This is a genomic window from Thermobacillus sp. (assembly GCF_003390775.1).
GTDB lineage: Bacteria > Bacillota > Bacilli > Paenibacillales > Paenibacillaceae > Thermobacillus > Thermobacillus xylanilyticus.
The window spans coordinates 61,893-82,443 of sequence record NZ_QEWA01000029.1 but is presented as its reverse complement, the minus strand read 5'-3'; the positions used below and the strand labels follow the sequence as shown (position 1 = coordinate 82,443).

Below are 20,551 nucleotides of genomic sequence, written 5' to 3'. Positions count from 1 at the left end.
CAAGTAGTTTTTCGAACATACATTCGCATTTTTTCTTCGGTGACGCGCCCGACCCGAAACAGAAAAAGAACCGCAGCAAAGCAATCTTCGCTGCGGTTCTTCCGTCAACTGACACCTATTATATCCGCCGAGGGAAGGCTTGGCAATCCTGTTCACGAATTTTTCACAATTCCGTTCAGCCGCTCCCAAAGCCGGTACAGCGCATGCTTGGCGGCCCGCAGACGGATGCCGGCCCGGCCGCCCGACAGCTTCAGCTCATGCACTTCGGTGCGGCCGCCCCGCTCGGCGACGGCAACATAGACGAGGCCGGGCGGCTTCCCCTCCGACGGCGCCGGGCCCGCGACGCCGGTGATCGCGATCGCATAGTCGCTTCCGGCGCGCTCGAGCGTCCGCACGGCCATCGCCTCGGCCGTCTGCGCGCTGACCGCGCCCGGCGCGTCCGGTCCTTCGAGCAGATCGGCCGGCACGCCGAGCAGATTTCGCTTCATCGCATTCGTATAGACCACGAAGCCGCCAGCGAACGCCTCGCTGCTGCCCGGAACGCTGGTGAGCAGCTCGGCGAGCAGCCCGCCCGTGCAGCTTTCCGCGGCGGCAGCGGTCTTGCCGGAAGCGCGCAGCAAATCGACAACCGTCTGCTCCAGCGGCACATCCTCCCTCGCATACAGATACCGGCCGGCCAGCCGTTCGATGGCTGCCGCCGTTTCGCCGAGCCTGGCCGCCGCTTCCGCTTCGCTTGCCGCTTTCGTCGAAAGCCGGATCGCCACCTCGCCCTCCTTCGCGTACGGCGCGATCGTCGGGTCGGTCTGCCGCTTGATCAGATCGATCAGCAAATCTTCAAGCGCCGACTCGCCGATGCCCGCGAAGCGAAGCGTCATCGAATAGAGCGGACGGCTCTCGCCGAGCTGCCGGAGCAGCCACGCAGTCGCCGGTCCGTCGAACATCGGCTTCATCTCGCCGGGCGGACCGGGAAGCAGCACGTAGTGCGTGCCGTCCGCCGTGAGCGCGTTGCCGACCGCGAGCCCCGTCTCGTTCGGCAGCGGCTCGCTGCCTTCGATCATGAGCGCCTGGCGCCGGTTGCTTTCGATGAGCATCAGCCTGCCTGCCAGCCGCTCCTCGATCTTCTTCATGGACGGCTCGTGCACGATCAGCTTCCGGCCCAGATAGTCGGCAAGCACGTCTTTCGTCAGATCGTCCTGCGTCGGTCCGAGTCCGCCCGTGAACAGGAGCAGATCCGCCCGGCCCCGCGCCGTCTCGATCGCCTGCCGGATTCGGCCCGCGTTGTCTCCGACGACCGTCTGGAAGTAAACGTCGATGCCGAGGGCGGCGAGTCCCTGCGAGAGATATTGCGCATTCGTATTGACAATCTGTCCGAGCAGCAGCTCCGTCCCTACGGCGATGATTTCGGCTTTCACCGGTCAAGTCTCCTTTCCAATCAAGCGCCGTCCCCTGCCGGGCGGGCGCAAGCGATTTTGCACAGGAATATCAGCTCATCCTTAAGCTTATATGGTCTCGGGCTTGAAAAGCAACTGCCGGACATGAAGCGGCTCACACACGCTACGAACATACCCGCCACAAAGGCCTCATGGAGCGGTTGATATCCCCTTGAAGCATGTAGTGCAAAAATGCACTATTTTTTGCCTGATATAGGCGTTACATACTTATATGGTGATAATTTTCGATACGTGAAGCGAATGAAGATTTCATTGTGCATCGGCGCCTACCCCGGCAAGGACGTCATCTGGCATCTGGAGAAGATCAGGGAACACGGATTTCACGGGCTCCGCCTGGTGGGACCTCGACGATCTGGACCGCATCGCCAGGGAGCAGGAGTGCATCGCCCGGATCGTCGCGACGTGCACAAGGTTCATCAGCCTGGTGGACGAGACGTGCCGCGAAAGCTTACATCGCCGGCCTGACGGATTTGTCGGCCTCGAGTGCCGATACTCCATCGATACCGACGAGGCGCTGGAGCAGTTCAAGCGGGATGTGCTGGCGAAGGTGTAAACTTGCGAACATGCGGAAGGGCAGAGCCCCCGCGCGAGTCTCTGCCCTTCATTGCTGCACTTATTGCACCGGAATGAGATTTTTGTTCTTGACGAAGTAGTCGATGCCCGAATAGACGGTGATGACGGCCGCCACCCATGTCATCACGATGTCGAACGGAATGCTGACCAGCGCGAACGGAAAGTTGTTGAGCAAGAGGGCGATGATCATCGTAATCTGCACGCCGGTCTTCCATTTCCCCCAGCGGCTGGCGGCGAGCACCTTCCCTTCGAGCAGGGCGACCTGGCGCAAGCCTGTGACGGCGAATTCGCGGCTGATGATGACGATGGCGATCCAGGCGTCGAGCTTGTCCATCTCGACCAGTGAGATGAGCACGGCCGCGACCAGCAGTTTGTCCGCCAGCGGGTCAAGCAGCTTTCCCAGATTCGTCACCAGCTTGTTCTTCCGCGCGATATACCCGTCCAGCCCGTCCGTGCTGGCGGCAATGATGAAGATGAGTGCGGCGACGATCTGATTGTAGGTGATCGAAAAGTTCTCGAACGCGATCGGCTCGAAATCGATTCGGGCGAGCAGGAAGAACATGATGATCGGGACCAGGAAGATGCGGGCCAGCGTAATGCGGTTGGCGAGATTCACACCACTCCCTCCCCCGACAGGTCAAACTCGAAAGCATGCGTGATGCGCACGCGCTGAATCGAACCGATCTCCGGACGGCATCCGGTGATAAACACTTCGCCGTCCACCTCCGGCGCGTCGTAAGGGGAGCGGCCGACGTAGACGTCGCTCCGCCCGTCGTATCTTTCGACCAGCACGTCGATCACTTGCCCGATCCGCTTGGCGGCGGTCTCCTTCGACACTTCGCGCTGCACTTCCATCAGCGCCGCCGCCCGGTATTCCTTCACGTCATCCGGAACATGATCCGGCAGTCTTGCCGCCGGCGTATCCTCTTCCTTCGAGTAAGTGAACACGCCGAGCCGGTCGAACTTCATCTCGCGGACGAAATCGCACAGCCGCTCGAAATCTTCCTCCGTCTCGCCCGGGAAGCCCACGATGAGCGACGTGCGAATCGCGGCGTCCGGCATTCGCGCGCGGATCTTCGCGATCAGCTCGCGGGCGTCGCGCTGCCGTCCGGGCCTGCGCATCCGCTTCAGAATGAGATCCTCGCTGTGCTGCAGCGGAATGTCGAAGTAGTTGCAGATTTTCGGATTGGAAGCGAACGTCTCGATCAGCTCATCCGTGAAAAACCCGGGATAGGCGTAATGGAGCCGAACCCAGGCGATGCCTTCGACTTCGCTGACGCGGTTCAGCAATTCGGGCAGCTTGAACGTTCCGTACAGATCAGTGCCGTAATTGGTGGAATCCTGGGCGATGAGGCAGATTTCCTTCACGCCCTGGGCCGCGAGCGACTCGACTTCACGGACGATCGACTCGATCGAGCGGCTGCGGAACTTGCCGCGCATCAGCGGAATGCTGCAGAACGTGCAGGCGTTGTCGCAGCCCTCCGCAATTTTCACATATGCGGTATAGCGCGGCGTCATGACCCGGCGCGGCAGCGCCTGGTCGTAGTCGAAGGCCGGGTGCCCCACCCGCACCGGCTTCTTCCCGCCGAGCGCATCGGCCACGATATCGGCGATATGATGGAAATCGCCCGTCCCGACGATGCCGTCGATCTCGGGCATCTCTTTCATCAATTCTTCCTTGTACCGCTGCGTCAGGCAGCCCGAAACGATGAGCGCCTTCAGCCTTCCCGTCTCCTTCAGTTCGGCCAGTTCCAGAATCGTATTCACCGATTCTTCCTTCGCCGCGTCGATGAAACCGCATGTATTCACGATAACGACCGTCGCGTCTTCCGGACGGTCGACCAGTTCATAACCGCGCTCATGCACCAGGCCGGACATAATCTCCGAATCGACGAGGTTTTTGTCGCAGCCGAGCGTGACAACGCTCACTTTCTCTCTCATGCAGCATCCTCCATACCGTACCCGTAGGCTGTCCAATTCAGTATAATATACCGATAAAACGGCTGTCAAAAGCGGCAAAACCCGTCACCGCCGCTTGCTGGCGCGGCCGGACGGGCTTGACCTGGCATCAGGAGCGATAGTTGGTGAACTGGAGTTCTACGCCGACATCAGCGGCTTTCAGCATGCGGATGACCGCTTGCAGATCGTCGCGGCTCTTGCCCGAGACGCGGATCTGATCGCCCTGGATCTGGCTTTTCACCTTCAGCTTCGAATCGCGGATCATCGTATTGATCTTCTTCGCCGCATCCTGGTCTATTCCCTGTTTCAGCCTGATTCGCTGCCGGACGGTGCCGAGGGCGGCCGGCTCGATCTTGCCGTATTCCAGATTGCGGATCGGCACGCCGCGCTTTACCATCTTGCCCTGCAAAATATCGATGACGCTCTTCAGCTTGTATTCGTCATCCGATACGACGACGAGCTCGTCTTTCTCGATCGTGATGCTGCTCTTCGAGCCCTTGAAGTCAAAGCGGGTCTCGATTTCCTTCTCCGCCTGCCGGACGGCGTTGGTGAGCTCCTGCATGTCCACCTTCGAGACGATATCGAACGATGCCTCCGAAGCCATCGGCCGCACTCCTTCCATCTTGTTCCGGTATCTGCTTAACAGCATACCACGTTGCAAGACAAGACGGAAGCCGCCCGGCTGCGGTTTGCAGCCGGGCGGCCAATTTTCGCTGCTGTGCCGGCGGGCCTAACGTTCGCGCGCCGGGCTTCTGAACATGTCGAGAATGCCGAGCACGATATGGGCAAGTCCGAATCCGAGGATGCCGTATCCCCATGCGTTCGGAATGAGATACCAGCCGAGCAAGCTGACGACAACGCCGAGTCCGGTGACGATCCAGCTTGTGGACATGAGATCTGCCTCATTTCGTATGGATTGACGTCTGATGTCGTCAGTGTGCCCGGACACCGCATAAATTATGCACGTTGCGCGGCTCACGCCCCCGGAATGCCGGCCGCGCCTTCCGTCTCCGGTTCGATGAGAAACCGCCGGACGTTGTCGTCGCCGTCCGGCAGCACGACGCCGTCGATCCGGATTTCGACGCTTCGCGTCGAGCCGATGTTCAGGAACACCGGTCCCGAGAGCTCGTACGAAATGACGACGGGACCTTTCTCTTCCTTATAGTGAATCTTCTCGCCGGTCCGGCTGCCTGTCCGGATTTCAACCCAGCTTCGTTTGCCGTCCGCCACTTCCACCTCGTAGCGATGGGTGTCGCCGGGCGTTACCGCATACCGTTCGACACTTCCGGATTTCTCAAGGAAGGTGAGCGTCGTCTGCTGGACTTCCGGCTCATCCGGAATGACCGGTGTGTCCGATCCCGTCTCACCGTTTGCTCCCGTGACGTCCTCCTGTCCCCCCGTCGAGTCTGACGGATTTTCCGCCTCGCCTGTTCCCGAGTCGATGTTGTCGGTAATCGGCGTTTCATTGTCCACCGTTTTCTTGTCGCTTCCGTCCTGCTGGTTCACCACGTAGGTGTAAATGACTGCCGCGATGAGCAGCAGGAACGACCACATGAGCACGCGAAATCCCCATTTGCTCCACCGGTCCGACGAACGGACCGAAGCGCGCCGAGGCTTGACGATCAGCTGCTCAACCGCCGCCTCCGCCGCCGGCTCCGGAAGCTCCCGCTGATAGAGGCGAAACACTTCTTCTGCATCAAGGCCGACCGTCTCCGCATAGTTCTTGACGAAAGCGCGGGCGTAGAATGTGCCGGGCAAAACCTTGTAGTCGCCTTCTTCGATCGCTTCGAGATAACGTTTCCGAATCTTGGTGATGTCCTGCACGTCATCCAGCGAGTAGCCTCGCTCCTCGCGGGCTTTGCGGAGCAGTTTGCCCAGTTCAGACAACTTGCACACCTCCAGGGGACTTGTTTAAAGGTCGTCCAGGAAATCCGGGCTGAACGATTCGTATGTAATCTCCTCATCCGGCGAATTGCGGAGTTCAATTATGCAATCGAACAGGCTCGGATCGAAGCCTGTTTCTCTCACGAAAATATCGGGATGCTCGATAACCTTCGTGCAGGGCATGGCCATGATCTCTTCCAGCAGGGCGGCGTGCCGCTCGTTCGAACGCATCGTGCTGACGATGCCGTCGATGATGAAGATGTTGCTCGCGCACCGTTCTTCCTCGGAGAGTTGGCTGCGCACGGTCTGCCGCAGCATCGTGGAAGAAACGAAGGTCCACCGCTTGTTGGCGCAGACGCTTCCGGCAATGATTGACTCGGTCTTGCCGACGCGCGGCATGCCCCTCAGTCCGATCACCTGATGGCCTTCCCGTTTGAACAATTCACCGAGAAAATCGACGAGCAGCCCCAGCTCATCGCGGATGAACCGAAACGTCTTCCGATCGTCGGAATCCCTGTCAATATATCGGCCGTGGCGGATCGCCAATATGTCGACCAGCTTCGGAGGGCGCAGTGCATTGACGGTGATGCTGTCGACCTTCTTGAGCAGATTGCCGAGCAGCATGATCTTCTCGTCATCGTCCGTCTGCAGCAGCATGCCGCGCGTCCGGTCTTCGACGCCGTTGATCGTCAGAATGTTCACTTCCAGCATGCCGAGCAACGAAGCGATATCGCCGAGCAGACCGGGGCGGTTCTTGTGAATCTTGTATTCCATGTACCATTGCTTCAATTCCAAGACGGGAAACCTCCGGCCTGATGTGAGGTCGATCACAAGATTTTCTATTCTTTTTCTACAATTCCCGTCAAATTCCTGCACGAATGAAGAAGATCGCAGGAAAAGCCTCCGAGCTGTCTGGAGGCTTCCCACGACCGAAAAATTATGCGTTCTTCTCCGCAAGCTTCACCATCATGCGCGCGATTGCTTTTCGTTCTTCGGTGTCGCCAACGTCCCACAGTTCCTTGAGCACGCGCTCTTCGTCGTTCTTCGGGTCGACTTTCTCGTCGAGGAACTCGCCGATTTCGAAGGCGAGTTTGCTGATCGTCTCTTCGCTCAGCCCCATTTGTTTGGCCGACTTGACGCGCTCGCCGAGAAACTGTTTCCAATGATCAAATTTGGTCAATACCGTCGACATGCTTTCTGCCTCCTTCATCAGCGTTGTGCGACAAGCATGGTCAACGGTAGTAGTTTGGGCGAGGCCCGCTACAATTATTCGACGATATAAGAGCGGGAAAAGTTTCAACCGCTTCGGCTCAAGTCAGCCAGCCGCCGTTCGGGCTGATGATCTGTCCGGTAATGTAGCCCGACTCCGGCGATGCCAGGAAACGGATCAGCGAAGCGATTTCTTCCGGCCTGGCGAGGCGGCCGGCCGGAATGTCCGCGCGGAGGGCGGCAAGTTCTTCTTCGCTGAAATCCCGTATCATGTCCGTCTCGACGGCGCCCGGCGCGACGGCATTCACCGTGACGCCGGACGGCGCCAGCTCCTTCGCCAGCGCCTTCGTGAAGGCGTTCACGCCGCCTTTCGTCAGCGAATAGAGCACTTCGCACGAGGCGCCGGCAATCCCCCAGACGGAGGAAACATTGATGATCCGGCCGTAACGCCGCCTCACCATTGCCGGCGCAAGCAGCTGCGTAAGCCGGAACATGCCCTTGAGATTGACGCCGACGACATCCTCCCAATCCTGTTCCGTGACGTCGGTGAACAGGCCGTAATGGGAGACGCCGGCATTGTTGACGAGAATGTCGGGCGAAAGGCCCGCTGCATCCAGCGTGTCCTTGAGCCGATCCAGCTCCGCGAAGTTACGGAGATCCGCCGCCGCCACCATCACGTTCGCGCCGCGGCGCTCGCACTCGCGCGCCGTCGCTTCGGCCTGATCCCGCGCGGCATAATAATGAACGACGATGTTCATGCCTTCTTCCGCCAGCAGCACCGCGGCAGCGGCTCCGATGCCCCGGCTCGCGCCGGTCACCAGTGCCGTCATGTCCTTCAGCGGTTTCATGCCCGGCGGCTCCGGACAATCGAAACCGCCATACGGTTCCAGTCGAAATGCGCGCGCAGCCGTTCCTCGGCTTCATCGATCCCGATGTCCCGGTACAGTTCCGGCAGCCGGAACAGATCGCCGCCGCGGAGATTCCAGCGCAGATATTCGTTCGCGGCAGAATCCGGACGATCGAGCATCCGCAGCAGCGCGCCGATCCGCTTCCGCTTCGCCCGCTCGAACCGCGTCGGATCGAGTCCCGACGCCTTCGCGCGCTCGATCGCCTCGCGAATCCGCGCAAGCAGCGCGTCGGGATCGCGGGTCTCCCCGCCGATGAACGAAAACGCATATTCCGGCGTGCAGTTGTACTCGCTGCCGAACGAATCCGAAATGAGCTGTTCGTCATAAAGCGACTGGTAAAGCCCGGAACTCGAGCCGATGAGCGCTTCGAACATCAGCTTCGTCACCGCTTCCCGGCGCATCAGGCCGTCCGCGTCACGGACAAGATCTGTTTCCTTGAATCCGATCATGCATTTCGGCAGCGATACTGAAAGCTCCCGTTCGACGCGCGGCGAACCGACTTCCGGCGGCTCCGCGTCGAACAGCCGGCTGATTTCCGGCGCGGGCGCGAACGTCTTCTTCGCCTGGTTCTCCCTGACGAGCCGGATCACTTCCCCGGGATCGGCTCCGCCCGCCACGACGAGCGTCATGTTGGATGGATGATAGAACGTTTCGTAACAGCGGTACAGCGTCTCCTTGTCGATGCGCCGGATCGATTCCGCCGTGCCGGCAATGTCGATGCGGACGGGATGACGCTGATAGAGGGCGCCGATCAAGCCGAAGTAGACCTGCCAGTCCGGGTTGTCCCGGTACATGTTGATTTCCTGCTCAATGATGCCCTTCTCTTTCTCGACGTTCTCGTCGGTGAAGTAAGGACGCTGGACGAAATCGAGCAGCGTCTCCAAATTTTCCGGAATCTGCCCCGCGGCGGTAAACAGATAGACAGTGCGGTCGAAACTGGTGAATGCGTTGGCCGAAGCGCCTTGTTTCGCGAATTTCGCGAAGATGTCTCCATCCGGCTCCTCGAACATTTTATGCTCCAGAATATGCGCAATGCCGTCCGGCACCCGGATCTCTTCACCGTTCACCGCGAAACGGTTGTCGACCGAGCCGTAACGGGTTGCGAACACGGCGTAGGTCTTGCTGCAGCCGGCCTTCGGCAGCACGTGGACTTCGAGGCCGTTCGGCAGCTTCTCCCGCACGACCGTCTCGTCCACGTCCGGATAATGCCTTTCCTCCACCGTCACTCCTCCTTCCCGTCCCGCAGGAAATAGATCGTATCCAACTTCACCCGTTCGGCAACGCGGACGATATCGTCCCGGGTAACTGCTTCGATCTGCCGGACCAGTTCGTCCGCATCGCGGCTGCGGCCCGACAGGACGCCGTTGAAGTGGAAGGCGATCATTTCCGGAGCGGAGTCCCGCAGCTCCCGCAGCTGGCCCGTGATCATGGCTCGTGTCTGCGACAGTTCAAGCTCGCTGATGTCACCCCGTGCCATCGCGTCCAGCTGCTCGCGTATGATGGCGGACGCCCGCTCGAAATTGGCGATTTCGATGCCGGATTGGATCGTCAGGATGCCCTTGTGCCCGTCATAGCGGGAAGCGGCGTAATAGGCGAGGCTGGCGCGCTCGCGCACGTTGATGAACAGTTTCGAATGCGGGAAGGCGCCGAGAATGCCGTTATACATGAGCGCCGCCGGATAGTCGTCATCCGCATAGCGGACGCCTATTCTGAGTCCCATGTTCAGCTTGCCCTGGGTGACGTCCATCCGCTCGACGACAGTCTTGACCTCGCCCGCCGATCCGCATGCCGCGGATTTGGGATACGATCCAGGCGCGCCGTCCGGCAGCCGGAACGATTCCGCGGCGATGGCGGACGCTTCGTCAAGCGTCGTATCGCCGGTCACGTACAGGTCGAAGGATGCCCGCTTCAGCCACCCGGTGTAATAGTCATGCAGCGTCTCCGGCGTCAGCTGCGGCAAATCTTCGATTTTCCCCAAGGCGTTGAGCCGGTAGGCCTCGCCGGCGCACATTTCTTCAATGCAGCGTTCCGCCGCATAGCGAATCTTGTCGTTGACGATGGCCTCAAGACGCTTCCGGACCGTCGTCTTCTCCGTGTCGACGTAATGCGGCAGGAATGCGCCGTTCTCAAGCGCCGGCTGCGTCACGACCTCGCCAAGCAGCCGCATGCCGTCCGTGAGCAGCGACTCCCCCGCGCCGCGGGCGAAGCGATCCTGGAGCACTTCCAGCTGGAAGACGACGACATGCGAATCGCCGCGCTTCATGACGTCGAAGCCGAATCCGGCGCCGTACAAATCGTCCAGCCGCTCGCGAAACGCCCGCGTCTCGGGCGTGGCGGCCGTCCCGCGCCGCAGCACGAACGGCAGCAGCGCCGTCCGCGTCACGTCCGCGTCGCTCAGCGGAACGCCCGCATACAGCGTGAACTGGTACGTCTTGAACCGTTTCGTGGGCATGACATGCAGCCGGATCCGTCCCGACTGTCCCTGTTCAAACCATGGTCCGGTCAACCGGTTCAGCTCCTTCCATCGGATGGAAACCCCGTTGTTCCCCTTCATTCTACCCGATCGCAAAAGGAAGAAGCAACCTGACACAAGGCTGCTTCCCGCACGCTACATGCAGAAAATATGCTTCCCGATTCGTTTCACCTGCGGCCGCGTCCAGATCCATTTCGATGTCGCGGTCTCCGGGTTGAAATAGTACAGGCAGCCGCCCGTCGGATCCCATCCATTGGCGGCGTCGATCACCGCCTTGCGGGCCGTCTCGTTCGGCGTCAGCCAGATCTGGCCGTCGGCAACGGCGGTGAAAGCGCCGGGCTGGAAAATGACGCCCGACACGGTGTCCGGGAAATTCGGAGACTTGACGCGGTTCAGAATGACCGCCGCCACCGCCACCTGCCCTTCGTACGGTTCGCCGCGCGCTTCTCCGTACACGGCGTTGGCCATCAGGCGAATGTCGTTTTCGGACAAGTTGTGCGTCTTCGCCAGATTCGCGCTTCCCCCGCCGCCGGTTGCGGCGCCTCCGCCTCCGCCGGTCTTCGGCTTGTCCGCTTCCGTCGGCCTCCAGTTCTTGGTCGCTTCCCACAGCTTCAGTTTTGTCTTCGGACCGACGATTCCGTCCACTTTGAGGCCGAACTTCCATTGAAACCAGGTTACCGCGTTCTTCGTTTTCTGGTCGAACGTGCCGGTGATCTCGCCGTCATAATAGCCGAGATAGCGGAGCCGACCTTGCAGTTCCACGACATCCTTGCCGGTGAAGCCGACGGTCAGCACCGCGTCGCTGAACACGTCATCGGATATCCCGTCGCCGAACTGCCTGAGGGTGTAGACTCCGAATACGAGGCATACGATGACGATGGTCGCTGCCAGCAGTCGTATTTTCATCCTGTCCGACTCCGCCTTTCTGTCGCATGGTGGATTCGCCTCTAGTATGGTTAAGCCGCTGGAACCCTATGCAGGAATTGTCGGTCCGGACAAATCGGCCGGCGCCGGGCTGAACAGCCCGGCGCCGGAATGTGCGCATATCGGCTATGAAGTTCAGGAGGAGATCTGTCCGGGCGGATACTGCCCTTCGGAAATGAGCACCTCGCGCGGCTTGCTGCCCTCATACGGGCCGACGATGCCGCGCGCCTCCATCTGGTCGATGAGCCGGGCCGCCCGCGCGTATCCGATGCGCATCCGCCGCTGCAGCAGCGAGACGGAAGCCTGCTTCGCCTCGATCACGACCTGCACCGCCTGATCGAACAGCTCGTCCAGGTCGTCATCCGCCTCCTGCGGCTCGTCGTCGACCTCGGGCACGAGGTCTTCCTTGTACTCGGCCTGCGCCTGATCGCGGGCGAACTGCACGACGGCCTCGACTTCCTGATCGGATAGGAACGCGCCCTGCACGCGGATCGGTTTCGACATGCCGACCGGCAGGAAGAGCATGTCGCCGCGGCCGAGCAGCTTCTCCGCCCCGGCCATGTCGAGAATCGTGCGCGAGTCGACCTGCGACGAGACCCCGAAGGCGATCCGGGAAGGAATGTTCGCCTTGATGACGCCGGTGATGACGTCAACGGACGGACGCTGCGTCGCGATGATGAGATGGATGCCCGCAGCGCGCGCCATCTGCGCGAGCCGCGTAATCGCGTCTTCGACGTCGCTTGCGGCGACCATCATCAGGTCGGCGAGCTCGTCGACGATGACGACGATGTACGGCAGGCGCGCTTCCGGATTGTCCTTCATCTGCGCGTTGTACCCTTCGATGTTGCGGGTACCCGTCTTCGAGAACGCTTCGTACCGCTTCTCCATCTCGACGACGATCTTCTTCAGCGCGAGGGAAGCGCGCCGCGGGTCGGTGACGACCGGCGCGAGCAGGTGCGGGATGCCGTTGTAAACGTTCAGCTCGACCATTTTCGGGTCGACCATCAGAAATTTCACTTCGTCCGGCGCCGCTTTGTACAGAATGCTCGTAATGATGCCGTTGATGCACACCGACTTGCCGGAGCCGGTCGCGCCGGCGACGAGCAGATGCGGCATGCGCGCCAGATCGGCGACGATCGGCTGGCCGGAGATGTCCCGGCCGAGAGCGACGGACAGCTTCGACGCCGCGTTCTGGAATACGGGCGATTCCATCACTTCGCGAAGCGTCACCGTCGCCACTTCGGTGTTCGGCACCTCAATGCCGATCGCCGACTTGCCGGGGATCGGCGCCTCCATGCGGATGTCCTTCGCCGCGAGCGCCAGCGCGATGTCGTCCGTCAGGCTGACGATCCGGCTCACCTTCACGCCGGCGGCCGGCTGCACCTCGTAGCGGGTGACGGCCGGTCCGCGCACGACGTCCAGCACCGTCGCCTTCACGCCGAAGCTTTCCAGCGTCGCCTCCAGCTTGCGCCTCGCTTCGCCGTGATCGGAGGCGCTGTGCTTGCCGGGCTGCGGCCGCGACAGCAGCGACAGCGGCGGCAGCAGATAAGGCCGCGACGGTTTCGGCGGCAGGGCGTCCGCATCTTCGGTATCGCCGATCTCTTCGCTGTTCTCCCGCTTCACGCCGATCCGGACGACCGGCGAGGCGGGCGCAGCCGCCCCCGGAGCTTCCTCGGCCGCATCCGTCCCATCTCCGGCATCCGCTTCCGGTTCAACCGGATCGACCGGGTCCTCCTGCCGCAGCGGTTCAGGCTGCCATGGTTCCCGGCCGGCCGTTCCCGCTTCCTCCGACGCTTCCGGCTCCGGCTGAATGCCTTGGACCGGCTCGAGCGGGTTCAACTCGCCGGGCATCGCGACCGCCGCGTCCGCAGCCTCCGGATTCCCGTGTTCCGGTTCAGCCGGGGAGGCGTCTTCCTCCTTACGCCCGGCATCGCTCCGCCAAGGGAAGAACAACGTTCGGCGGCGCGCGGTCTGCTTGGGCGGCACGAACGAATCATCGTCGTCCATCAGATCCTCATCATCGATCAGAATGAGCGGAGAGCCCGGATCATCGGCTTCGGGCTTGTCCGCCGGCAGTTCGTCCTCGACCTGAACCGGAACCGCCTGCGCGGCGGCCGGCCTGCGTCTGCGGGAATCGGCCAGTTTGAGCCGGATGAGCTGAACGAACCGTCCGATCTGCCTGCGCAGCATGAGCGCAAGTTCGACGTACGATTTTCCTGTCGCCAGCATGATGCCGATGAGCAGCAGCACGACGGTAACGAATTTCGCGCCGAAATTGCCGAACAGAAAAAACAGCAGCGCATAGGCAAGGGCGCCGATATAGCCGCCGCTCAAATTTTTCTCGATAATCGGCATGGCGTAGAACTCGCCGGGCGTCGCCAGCTCGCGGATATCGCGGGCATGCATCATGATCGCGTTGACCGACACCGGCTCGCCCAGCGGCTTCGTCTTCGCTTCCACGTCGCCCGCCGTGTAGGTCAGCAGCCAGAAAAGCAGAATGAAAGCGATTCCGGTCATGCGGGACGACCATCGCGACGGCCATTTGCGCTTGATCATCGTCATGAGTCCCACATAGATGCCGGCGAGCGGCACAACGAAATAAAAATCGCCGAAGAACAGCCCGAACAGATTGGCCAGCGCCTGGTCGACCGGCCACCCCTGCCCGGACATGGCGATGACGGACAGCGTGATCAGGAGAATGCCGTACACTTCATATTTCAAAGCTGAGCCGATAGCGTTTTTCTTCCGTTTGCGCTTCGCCAACATCGGTCACCTCAGTGCGATTATACCATATTGGCGAAGCGCCGGATAATTGTTCCGCAAGGCCGGCCGCTCGGTGCGAACCGGCTAGAGCGGCATGCGGATCAGATTGCCGGGGTTCAGCTCGGGGTTGAGATAGCTGTCAAGCGGGCAATCCAGCAACCGGACAATGCGGCCGCAGCCGTCCCCGACGGGTTCGACTTCCAGCAGCATTCCGCCCGTCCGGATTTCCACGGTTCGCCGCATGCGCTTCGGATCGTCGATGCCGTCAAGCACGATTTCGAGCGGCAGAATCGTATGAAATGTCATTGCAGTGCACCGCCCGTTCCGGCCGGCTGCTTCCGCTGCGCGATCAGCCGGTTCAGCTCGGCCAGCGCGTCGCCGATGCCGCCCACCGCGTCGATCAGCCCGTCCCGCACGGCGTCCGGGCCGATGACGGTCGTGCCGATGTCGCGCGTCAGTTCGCCGGTCTTGAACATCAGTTCCTTGAACCGCGCTTCGCTGATCCGGGAATGCGACGTGACAAAACGGACGACCCGCTCCTGCATTTTGTCCAGATATTCGAAAGTCTGCGGCACGCCGATCACCAGACCGTTGAGCCTGATCGGATGAATCGTCATCGTGGCGGTCTCGGCGATGAACGAACGGTCGCCGGCTACGGCGATCGGCACGCCGATCGAATGGCCGCCTCCCAGCACGAGCGTCACTTTCGGCTTCGTCAGCGAAGCGATCATCTCGGCGATGGCAAGCCCGGCCTCGACGTCGCCGCCGACCGTGTTGAGCACGACGAGGATGCCCTCGATCTTCGGATTTTGCTCCGCGGCGGCAAGCTGCGGAATGAGGTGCTCGTACTTCGTCGTCTTGTTCTGCGGCGGCAGCACGATATGGCCTTCGATCTGTCCGATGATCGTCATGCAGAAAATGTTCGAATCCGTCTGCGGCACCGTCGTCTGTCCGAGCTGCTGCACCGCCTGGACGGATCCGGACGCGCGCCCCTGCTCGCCGTCACCCGGAACCGGCCCCTCCGGCGGATTCGGCAGATTGACCGGTCCCGCCATGTCGACAGCTGACATCAGTCCCACCCTCCTTCAATTTTGGCGCTCCACCTAGTATGAGGCCGGCATGCGGTTTTATGCGCAGCAAAAACCCCGCCATCTGCACAGATGGCGGGGAGATGATCGTTGTCGGCAATGCCGGCCGTCACACTTCCATAATAATCGGAAGAATCATCGGACGGCGGCGGGTCTGCTCGTACAGGAATCTGCCGAGCACATCCTTCACGTTCGTCTTGAGCGAAGCCCATTCGTTCACATTGTCGCTCATCAGCTTGTTGAGCGTCTGCGTCACGAGCCGGTTCGCTTCCTCCAGCAGGCCTTCGGATTCCCGCACATAGACGAAACCGCGGGAAATGATGTCCGGCCCGGACAGAATCGTGCCGTCCTGCTTGCTCAGCGTGACGACGACGACGAGGATGCCGTCCTGCGACAGCAGCTTCCGGTCGCGGAGGACGATGTTGCCGACGTCGCCGACACCGAGACCGTCGATCAGCACGATGCCCGACGGCACCTTGTTGCCCTTGCGGGCGACGCCGTCCTGGATCTCGACCGTATCGCCGTTGTCGAGAATGAAAATGTTCTCGCGCTCGATGCCGACGCTTTCCGCGAGCAGCGCGTGCTGCCTCAGCATCCGGTATTCGCCGTGAATCGGGATGAAATATTTCGGCTTCATCAGGTTGAGCATGAGCTTCAGCTCTTCCTGGCTGCCGTGGCCGGAAACGTGAACGGCCGACGAAGCGGTAGGTCCGTAAATGACGTTCGCGCCAAGGCGGAACAGCTCGTCAACCGTGCGGCCGACAAACCGCTCGTTGCCCGGAATCGGCGTCGCCGCGATGATGACGGTGTCGCCCGGCAGGATGTCCAATTTCCGGTGAGCCGAACGCGCCATTCGCGTGAGCGCCGACATCGGTTCACCCTGGCTGCCCGTCGACAGGATGACCACGCGGTCGGCGGCCATCTTTCCGACTTCCTCCGGCTCAATCAGCATGCCTTCCGGAATGTGCAGATAGCCGAGCTCCGAAGCGATCGACACGACGTTCACCATGCTGCGTCCAATGACCGTCAGCTTGCGCTTCGTTGCCATGGCGGCGTTGATGACCTGTTGAATGCGGTGCACATTCGATGCGAACGTCGCGACGACGACGCGCTGTTTCGCCTTGCGGAAAATATCTTCAAGCTCCTGCCCCACCTTGCTTTCCGAAGGAGTGAAGCCCGGCCGTTCGGCGTTCGTGCTGTCGGACAGGAGCGCCAGCACGCCGCGTTTGCCGACCTCGGCCATCCGCTGCAGATCGGCGAATTGCCCGTTTACCGGCGTGTGATCGAACTTGAAGTCGCCGGTGTGGACGACGACGCCTTCCGGCGTGTCGAGGCAGATGCCGACCGAATCCGGAATGCTGTGGTTCGTGCGGAAGAACGACGCTTTGATCGATCCGAGCTGAACGACCGAGTCGGCGTTGATCAAGATCCGTTTCGTCTCGCCGAGCAGACCGGCTTCCTTCAGCTTCACCTCGATCAATCCGAGCGTCAGCTTCGTGCCGTACACCGGCACATTGAGATGTTTCAGCACATAAGGCAGTCCGCCGATGTGATCTTCGTGGCCGTGCGTTATCAGGATGCCGCGCACCTTGTCGCGGTTCTCCGTCAAGTACGTGATGTCGGGGATGACGATGTCAACCCCCAGCATATCCTCTTCGGGAAATTTCAGCCCCGAATCCACAACGACAATGTCGTTCCCGTACTGGACGACATACATGTTCTTCCCGATCTCGCCGACGCCGCCCAAAGCAAAAATTAGCAGCTTATCCTGGTTCTTCTTTGACAATGGAATTTCGTACCTCCCGTAACTGTTGGACGTCGATCCAAACGCTATTGATTTTTCAAAGATTTGCCGATCCCGATCACTTGTAACCCATTATACATGATGCCGGAGGCGCCACACAAGTTGACCCCCCGGCGGCGAAGACCGCAAGTCCGCACAAAGAAAACCGATGCGGCAAATCGTGCATCGGTCTTTCCGACTACGCTTGCTCCTATTCACGATTGTCCAGCAGATTGCGCACGAAGGCCGCCTCGGCTTCAGTGAGCGGCACAAGCGGCAGGCGCACACCGCCTACCGGAATGCCGACATGGTTCAATGCGTACTTCACCGGCACCGGATTCGTTACCGGATGCGGGCAGTTGAACAGCCCCCTGAAGATCGGCGACAACCGCTGATGCAGCTTGGCCGCTTCGGCTGTCCGGCCTTCGACATACGCGCTGATCATCTGTTTCATTTCGCGGCCGATAATATGGCTCGTCACGCTGACGATGCCGTACGCTCCGACGGCCAGCGCGGGCAGCGTCTGACTGTCGTCGCCGCTGTACACCTTGAAATGCGCCGGCGCCCCGGCCGCGATGGCGGTCAGCTGCTCCGTCGGCGCGCAATCCTTCGTCGCGACAATGTTCGGGATCTGCGCAAGCCGCAGCGTCGTGTCGACGTTGAGGTTGACACCCGTCCGTCCGGGAACGTTGTACAGCATGACCGGCAGTTTCGTCGATTCCGCAATCGCGCGGAAATGCTGATACAAACCTTCCTGGCTCGGTTTGTTGTAATAAGGCGAAACGAGCAGCACGCCGTCTGCTCCGGCCGCCTCGGCTTCCTTCGTCAGATGAATCGAGTGCGCCGTGTTGTTGCTGCCCGTGCCGGCAATGACGGGCACCCGTCCGGCCCCCCGCTCAACCGCGAAACGGTACAGGGCGATCTTCTCTTCATCGTCCAGCGTCGGCGATTCGCCGGTCGTGCCGCAGACAACGATGCTGTCGGTCTGCTGCTCGTCAATCAGATAATCGATGAGCCGACCGGTCGTCTCCCAGTCGATCTTGCCCTCCGCGTCGAACGGGGTGACCATGGCGGTAATCAATCTTCCGAAATCCATTACGACTCCTCCTGTGCCAGTTGGGACACTCCTTGCGCCGCGTCCGCCGGCCGGTCAAGGCCGAACCTGGCGTGCAGCGCGCGCACGGCGTCCGCCATATCCGCCTGACGGACGAGCACCCAGATCGACGCGTTCGAATCCGCGCTCTGCAGGATCGGAATGCCTTCGTCCGTCAACACTTCGACGATCGCCGCCATGATGCCGGGAACGCCGTTCATGCCGCCGCCGACGACAGACACCTTGGCGCAGTTGCGGATGGCCGAGTACGCGCAGCCCAGTTCGCTGAGCAGCCCGATCGCCCGGTCGGCGTCGGCGTCGAATACGGTGTATACGCATCCGCTCGGCGTCACATTGATGAAATCGATGCTGATTCCGTGCCGGGCCATCGTGCCGAACACCCGAACCTGCATGTCGCCCGGTTCCGAAGATCCGTACGCGACGGTCAATTGCGTCACGCCGGCCGTATGGGCGATGCCGACGATCGGGCGATCGGGCACCTCGCCCGCGCCGAACATGCCCGGCCCCGTCACCAGCGTCCCGTCGTCGTCCGTGAACGTCGACCGGATGCGGAGCGGAATGCCCGCCTGCGCCGCAACCTCGACCGCCCGCGGATGAACGACCTTCGCGCCTTGCCTGGCCAGATTGCTGATCTCGGCGTAACTGACGGCCTTGAGCGGCCTCGCTTCGGCGACGAGCCGCGGATCGGCCGTCAGAATGCCGTCCACATCGGTATAAATATCGACCCGCTGTGCGCGGAGCGCAGCGCCCAGCGCCGCGGCCGTCGTGTCGCTCCCGCCGCGGCCGAGCGTCGTCGTATCGCCGCCGGGCGACATGCCCTGAAATCCGGTGACGATCACAACGGCCCCTTCATCCAGCCGCCTCAGCACCGGTTCGGTTTCGATGCGCGTAATGCGCGCGGCGCCGAAACTGCCGTCCGTCCGGATGCCGGCCTGGCCGCCGGTCAGCACGACCGCCGGCACGCCTTCGCTGCAGAGCAGTCCGCACAGGACGACGGCGGCGATCACTTCACCGCAGGACGCGATCAAATCGCGTTCCCGGGCGGGCAAGTTCCCGCTGCCCGGCAAGGCCAGCAGCGTATCCGTCGCATACGGATCGCCCTGCCGGCCCATGGCCGAGACGACGACGACAACGGAATACCCGGCCTCGCGTTCGCGGACGATATGCCGCAGCACATGCCTTCGGGCATCGTCCGTAGCCAGCGAAGTGCCGCCGAATTTCTGGACCAGAATGGCCATGACCGCTTCACGCCCCTTGCTCTAGGACGACGGACGGCCGCTGTCGCAATGGACGGTTGGCGAATCAGCTGATTGGGATGGCCGGACTGTAGATGCCGAACGGTCTCAGCCGCGGCTGTTCACGATGGTTTCCGCGATCTGTACGGCATTCCAGGCCGCACCTTTGAGCAGATTGTCGGAGACGATCCACAGATTGAGTCCGCGCGGATGCGTGAGATCGCGGCGAATCCGGCCGACGAAGACATCCGGTCTTCCTTCGGCTTCGGTCGCAAGCGGATACCGCTGGCTCGCGGGATCGTCCACAACCGTAATGCCCGGTGCGTTCGACAGCAGCGATCTGACGTCATCCAGCTCGTAATCGCTTTTCAGTTCGACGTAGACCGATTCCGAATGACCTCTCAGCACCGGAATGCGCACACAGGTGGCCGTGACCGCGATCGAATCGTCGCCCATGATTTTCTTCGTCTCGTTCACCATCTTCATTTCTTCGAACGTGTAGCCGTTGTCCTGGAACTTGTCGATCTGCGGAATGGCGTTGAATGCGATTTGATGCTTCACCGGCAGCGAGCTGACCGGCAGCACGTCCGGCTCCGGTTTCCGGCCGGCAAGCAGTTCTTCCGTCTGACGCAGCAGTTCGGTCACCGCACGGGCTCCTGCTCCGGACACCGCCTGGTAGGTCGAGACGATGATCCGCGCGATGCCGTAGCGGTCATGGAGCGGCTTGAGCGCCGCCACCATCTGGATGGTCGAGCAGTTCGGATTGGCGATGATCCCTTTGTGCCGGGCGATTTGCTCCGGATTCACTTCCGGCACGACAAGCGGCGTCTCCGGATCCATCCGGAACGCGCTGGTGTTGTCGATGCATACCGCGCCGGCGGCCACCGCATGCGGCACCAGCTTCCTGCTGACGTCGCCGCCCGCGCTGAACAGCGCGATCTCGACGCCTTCGAAACTGTCCGGTCCCGCTTCCTGAACCGTATATTCACACACGGCCGCGGAATTTCAGCTTCGTCCCGGCCGACCGGGCGGACGAAAGCAGCTTGAGCTCGCCCACGGGAAAATTCCGCGACTCGAGCATCCGGATCATCTGTTCCCCCACGGCTCCTGTCGCGCCGACTACCGCAACATGGTACAGCTTTTGTTCGGACATCGTGTTCTTTCTCTCCTCTTACCTATGGAACGGG

The 20,551-nt window shown here is 61.4% G+C and carries 19 protein-coding genes and 1 pseudogene; 1 reads left to right on the top strand and 19 read right to left on the bottom strand.

The genetic code is table 11. The annotated features are described in order from the left end of the window. Positions 1–152 precede the first annotated feature (152 nt). On the bottom strand, positions 153–1,412 hold the full coding sequence (locus tag C6W55_RS04630; protein WP_286891705.1) for a competence/damage-inducible protein A: 1,260 nt from the start codon (positions 1,410–1,412) through the stop codon (positions 153–155). Between the two features lie 463 nt (positions 1,413–1,875). Here C6W55_RS04630 and C6W55_RS04625 point away from each other — a divergent pair, with 463 nt between their 5' ends. Further along, positions 1,876–2,004, top strand: a complete 129-nt coding sequence (locus C6W55_RS04625) for a hypothetical protein (protein WP_269724202.1) — start codon at positions 1,876–1,878, stop codon at positions 2,002–2,004. 60 nt (positions 2,005–2,064) lie between these two features. Here C6W55_RS04625 and pgsA read toward each other — a convergent pair whose 3' ends face one another. The 18 genes and pseudogenes from pgsA to C6W55_RS04535 all read right to left on the bottom strand — a co-directional run bounded on the left by pgsA (position 2,065) and on the right by C6W55_RS04535 (position 20,517). Next, the gene (pgsA, locus tag C6W55_RS04620) at positions 2,065–2,640 is read right to left on the bottom strand and encodes a CDP-diacylglycerol--glycerol-3-phosphate 3-phosphatidyltransferase (protein WP_015254895.1); all 576 of its coding nucleotides are present in this window, start codon (positions 2,638–2,640) and stop codon (positions 2,065–2,067) included. Next, positions 2,637–3,965: a 30S ribosomal protein S12 methylthiotransferase RimO gene (gene rimO / locus C6W55_RS04615; RefSeq protein WP_286891704.1), complete on the bottom strand. Its 1,329-nt coding sequence runs from the start codon at positions 3,963–3,965 to the stop codon at positions 2,637–2,639. The genes pgsA and rimO overlap by 4 nt, the downstream gene beginning before the upstream one ends. A gap of 127 nt (positions 3,966–4,092) precedes the next feature. After that, positions 4,093–4,587 carry a YajQ family cyclic di-GMP-binding protein gene (locus C6W55_RS04610; protein ID WP_015254897.1) on the bottom strand — a complete coding sequence of 165 codons (495 nt, stop codon included), beginning with the start codon at positions 4,585–4,587 and terminating at the stop codon, positions 4,093–4,095. A 126-nt stretch (positions 4,588–4,713) separates the two neighbouring features. After that, positions 4,714–4,875, bottom strand: a complete 162-nt coding sequence (locus C6W55_RS04605; RefSeq protein ID WP_015254898.1) for a hypothetical protein — start codon at positions 4,873–4,875, stop codon at positions 4,714–4,716. Positions 4,876–4,958: 83 nt separating this feature from the next. After that, complete coding sequence (locus C6W55_RS04600) at positions 4,959–5,870, bottom strand: helix-turn-helix domain-containing protein (protein ID WP_286891703.1); 912 nt, start codon at positions 5,868–5,870, stop codon at positions 4,959–4,961. A 24-nt stretch (positions 5,871–5,894) separates the two neighbouring features. Beyond that, positions 5,895–6,662, bottom strand: a complete 768-nt coding sequence (locus C6W55_RS04595; RefSeq protein ID WP_286891702.1) for a DUF3388 domain-containing protein — start codon at positions 6,660–6,662, stop codon at positions 5,895–5,897. 142 nt (positions 6,663–6,804) lie between these two features. Further along, a complete protein-coding gene (locus tag C6W55_RS04590; RefSeq protein WP_015254901.1) occupies positions 6,805–7,059 on the bottom strand; it encodes a DUF3243 domain-containing protein in 255 nt (84 codons plus the stop codon). A gap of 118 nt (positions 7,060–7,177) precedes the next feature. Then, positions 7,178–7,924: an elongation factor P 5-aminopentanone reductase gene (gene ymfI / locus C6W55_RS04585; RefSeq protein WP_015254902.1), complete on the bottom strand. Its 747-nt coding sequence runs from the start codon at positions 7,922–7,924 to the stop codon at positions 7,178–7,180. After that, positions 7,921–9,204, bottom strand: coding sequence for an EF-P 5-aminopentanol modification-associated protein YfmH (gene yfmH, locus C6W55_RS04580; protein WP_286891701.1), 1,284 nt, complete (start codon positions 9,202–9,204; stop codon positions 7,921–7,923). Before yfmH ends, ymfI begins: the two co-directional genes overlap by 4 nt. Positions 9,205–9,206: 2 nt before the next feature. Then, positions 9,207–10,490 (bottom strand): EF-P 5-aminopentanol modification-associated protein YfmF, encoded by a 1,284-nt coding sequence (gene yfmF, locus C6W55_RS04575; protein ID WP_286891700.1) that lies wholly within the window; start codon positions 10,488–10,490, stop codon positions 9,207–9,209. Positions 10,491–10,592: 102 nt separating this feature from the next. Beyond that, positions 10,593–11,363: a spore cortex-lytic enzyme gene (gene sleB / locus C6W55_RS04570; protein WP_286891699.1), complete on the bottom strand. Its 771-nt coding sequence runs from the start codon at positions 11,361–11,363 to the stop codon at positions 10,593–10,595. 153 nt (positions 11,364–11,516) lie between these two features. Then, positions 11,517–14,147, bottom strand: a complete 2,631-nt coding sequence (locus C6W55_RS04565) for an FtsK/SpoIIIE family DNA translocase (protein WP_286891698.1) — start codon at positions 14,145–14,147, stop codon at positions 11,517–11,519. 81 nt (positions 14,148–14,228) lie between these two features. Next, complete coding sequence (locus C6W55_RS04560) at positions 14,229–14,450, bottom strand: YlzJ-like family protein (protein WP_286891697.1); 222 nt, start codon at positions 14,448–14,450, stop codon at positions 14,229–14,231. After that, positions 14,447–15,214, bottom strand: coding sequence for a ClpP family protease (locus C6W55_RS04555; RefSeq protein WP_286891696.1), 768 nt, complete (start codon positions 15,212–15,214; stop codon positions 14,447–14,449). Before C6W55_RS04555 ends, C6W55_RS04560 begins: the two co-directional genes overlap by 4 nt. A gap of 127 nt (positions 15,215–15,341) precedes the next feature. Then, entirely contained in the window at positions 15,342–17,018 is a 1,677-nt protein-coding gene (locus C6W55_RS04550; RefSeq protein WP_286891695.1) for a ribonuclease J, read from the bottom strand. Positions 17,019–17,226: 208 nt separating this feature from the next. Then, a complete protein-coding gene (dapA, locus tag C6W55_RS04545; RefSeq protein WP_286891694.1) occupies positions 17,227–18,111 on the bottom strand; it encodes a 4-hydroxy-tetrahydrodipicolinate synthase in 885 nt (294 codons plus the stop codon). After that, positions 18,111–19,367, bottom strand: coding sequence for an aspartate kinase (gene dapG, locus C6W55_RS04540; RefSeq protein WP_286891693.1), 1,257 nt, complete (start codon positions 19,365–19,367; stop codon positions 18,111–18,113). The genes dapA and dapG overlap by 1 nt, the downstream gene beginning before the upstream one ends. Before the next feature lie 105 nt (positions 19,368–19,472). Beyond that, positions 19,473–20,517 (bottom strand): annotated as a pseudogene (locus tag C6W55_RS04535) (aspartate-semialdehyde dehydrogenase). Between the last annotated feature and the right edge of the window lie 34 nt (positions 20,518–20,551).

Excerpts from the sequence above, each read along its gene's own strand:
- rimO (WP_286891704.1), bottom strand. The coding sequence starts at position 3,965 with ATGAGAGAGAAAGTGAGCGTTGTCACGCTCGGCTGCGACAAAAACCTC.
- C6W55_RS04610 (WP_015254897.1), bottom strand. The coding sequence starts at position 4,587 with ATGGCTTCGGAGGCATCGTTCGATATCGTCTCGAAGGTGGACATGCAG.
- C6W55_RS04605 (WP_015254898.1), bottom strand. The coding sequence starts at position 4,875 with ATGTCCACAAGCTGGATCGTCACCGGACTCGGCGTTGTCGTCAGCTTG.
- C6W55_RS04590 (WP_015254901.1), bottom strand. The coding sequence starts at position 7,059 with ATGTCGACGGTATTGACCAAATTTGATCATTGGAAACAGTTTCTCGGC.
- ymfI (WP_015254902.1), bottom strand. The coding sequence starts at position 7,924 with ATGAAACCGCTGAAGGACATGACGGCACTGGTGACCGGCGCGAGCCGG.
- sleB (WP_286891699.1), bottom strand. The coding sequence starts at position 11,363 with ATGAAAATACGACTGCTGGCAGCGACCATCGTCATCGTATGCCTCGTA.
- C6W55_RS04565 (WP_286891698.1), bottom strand. The coding sequence starts at position 14,147 with ATGTTGGCGAAGCGCAAACGGAAGAAAAACGCTATCGGCTCAGCTTTG.
- C6W55_RS04560 (WP_286891697.1), bottom strand. The coding sequence starts at position 14,450 with ATGACATTTCATACGATTCTGCCGCTCGAAATCGTGCTTGACGGCATC.
- C6W55_RS04555 (WP_286891696.1), bottom strand. The coding sequence starts at position 15,214 with ATGTCAGCTGTCGACATGGCGGGACCGGTCAATCTGCCGAATCCGCCG.
- dapA (WP_286891694.1), bottom strand. The coding sequence starts at position 18,111 with ATGGATTTCGGAAGATTGATTACCGCCATGGTCACCCCGTTCGACGCG.
- dapG (WP_286891693.1), bottom strand. The coding sequence starts at position 19,367 with ATGGCCATTCTGGTCCAGAAATTCGGCGGCACTTCGCTGGCTACGGAC.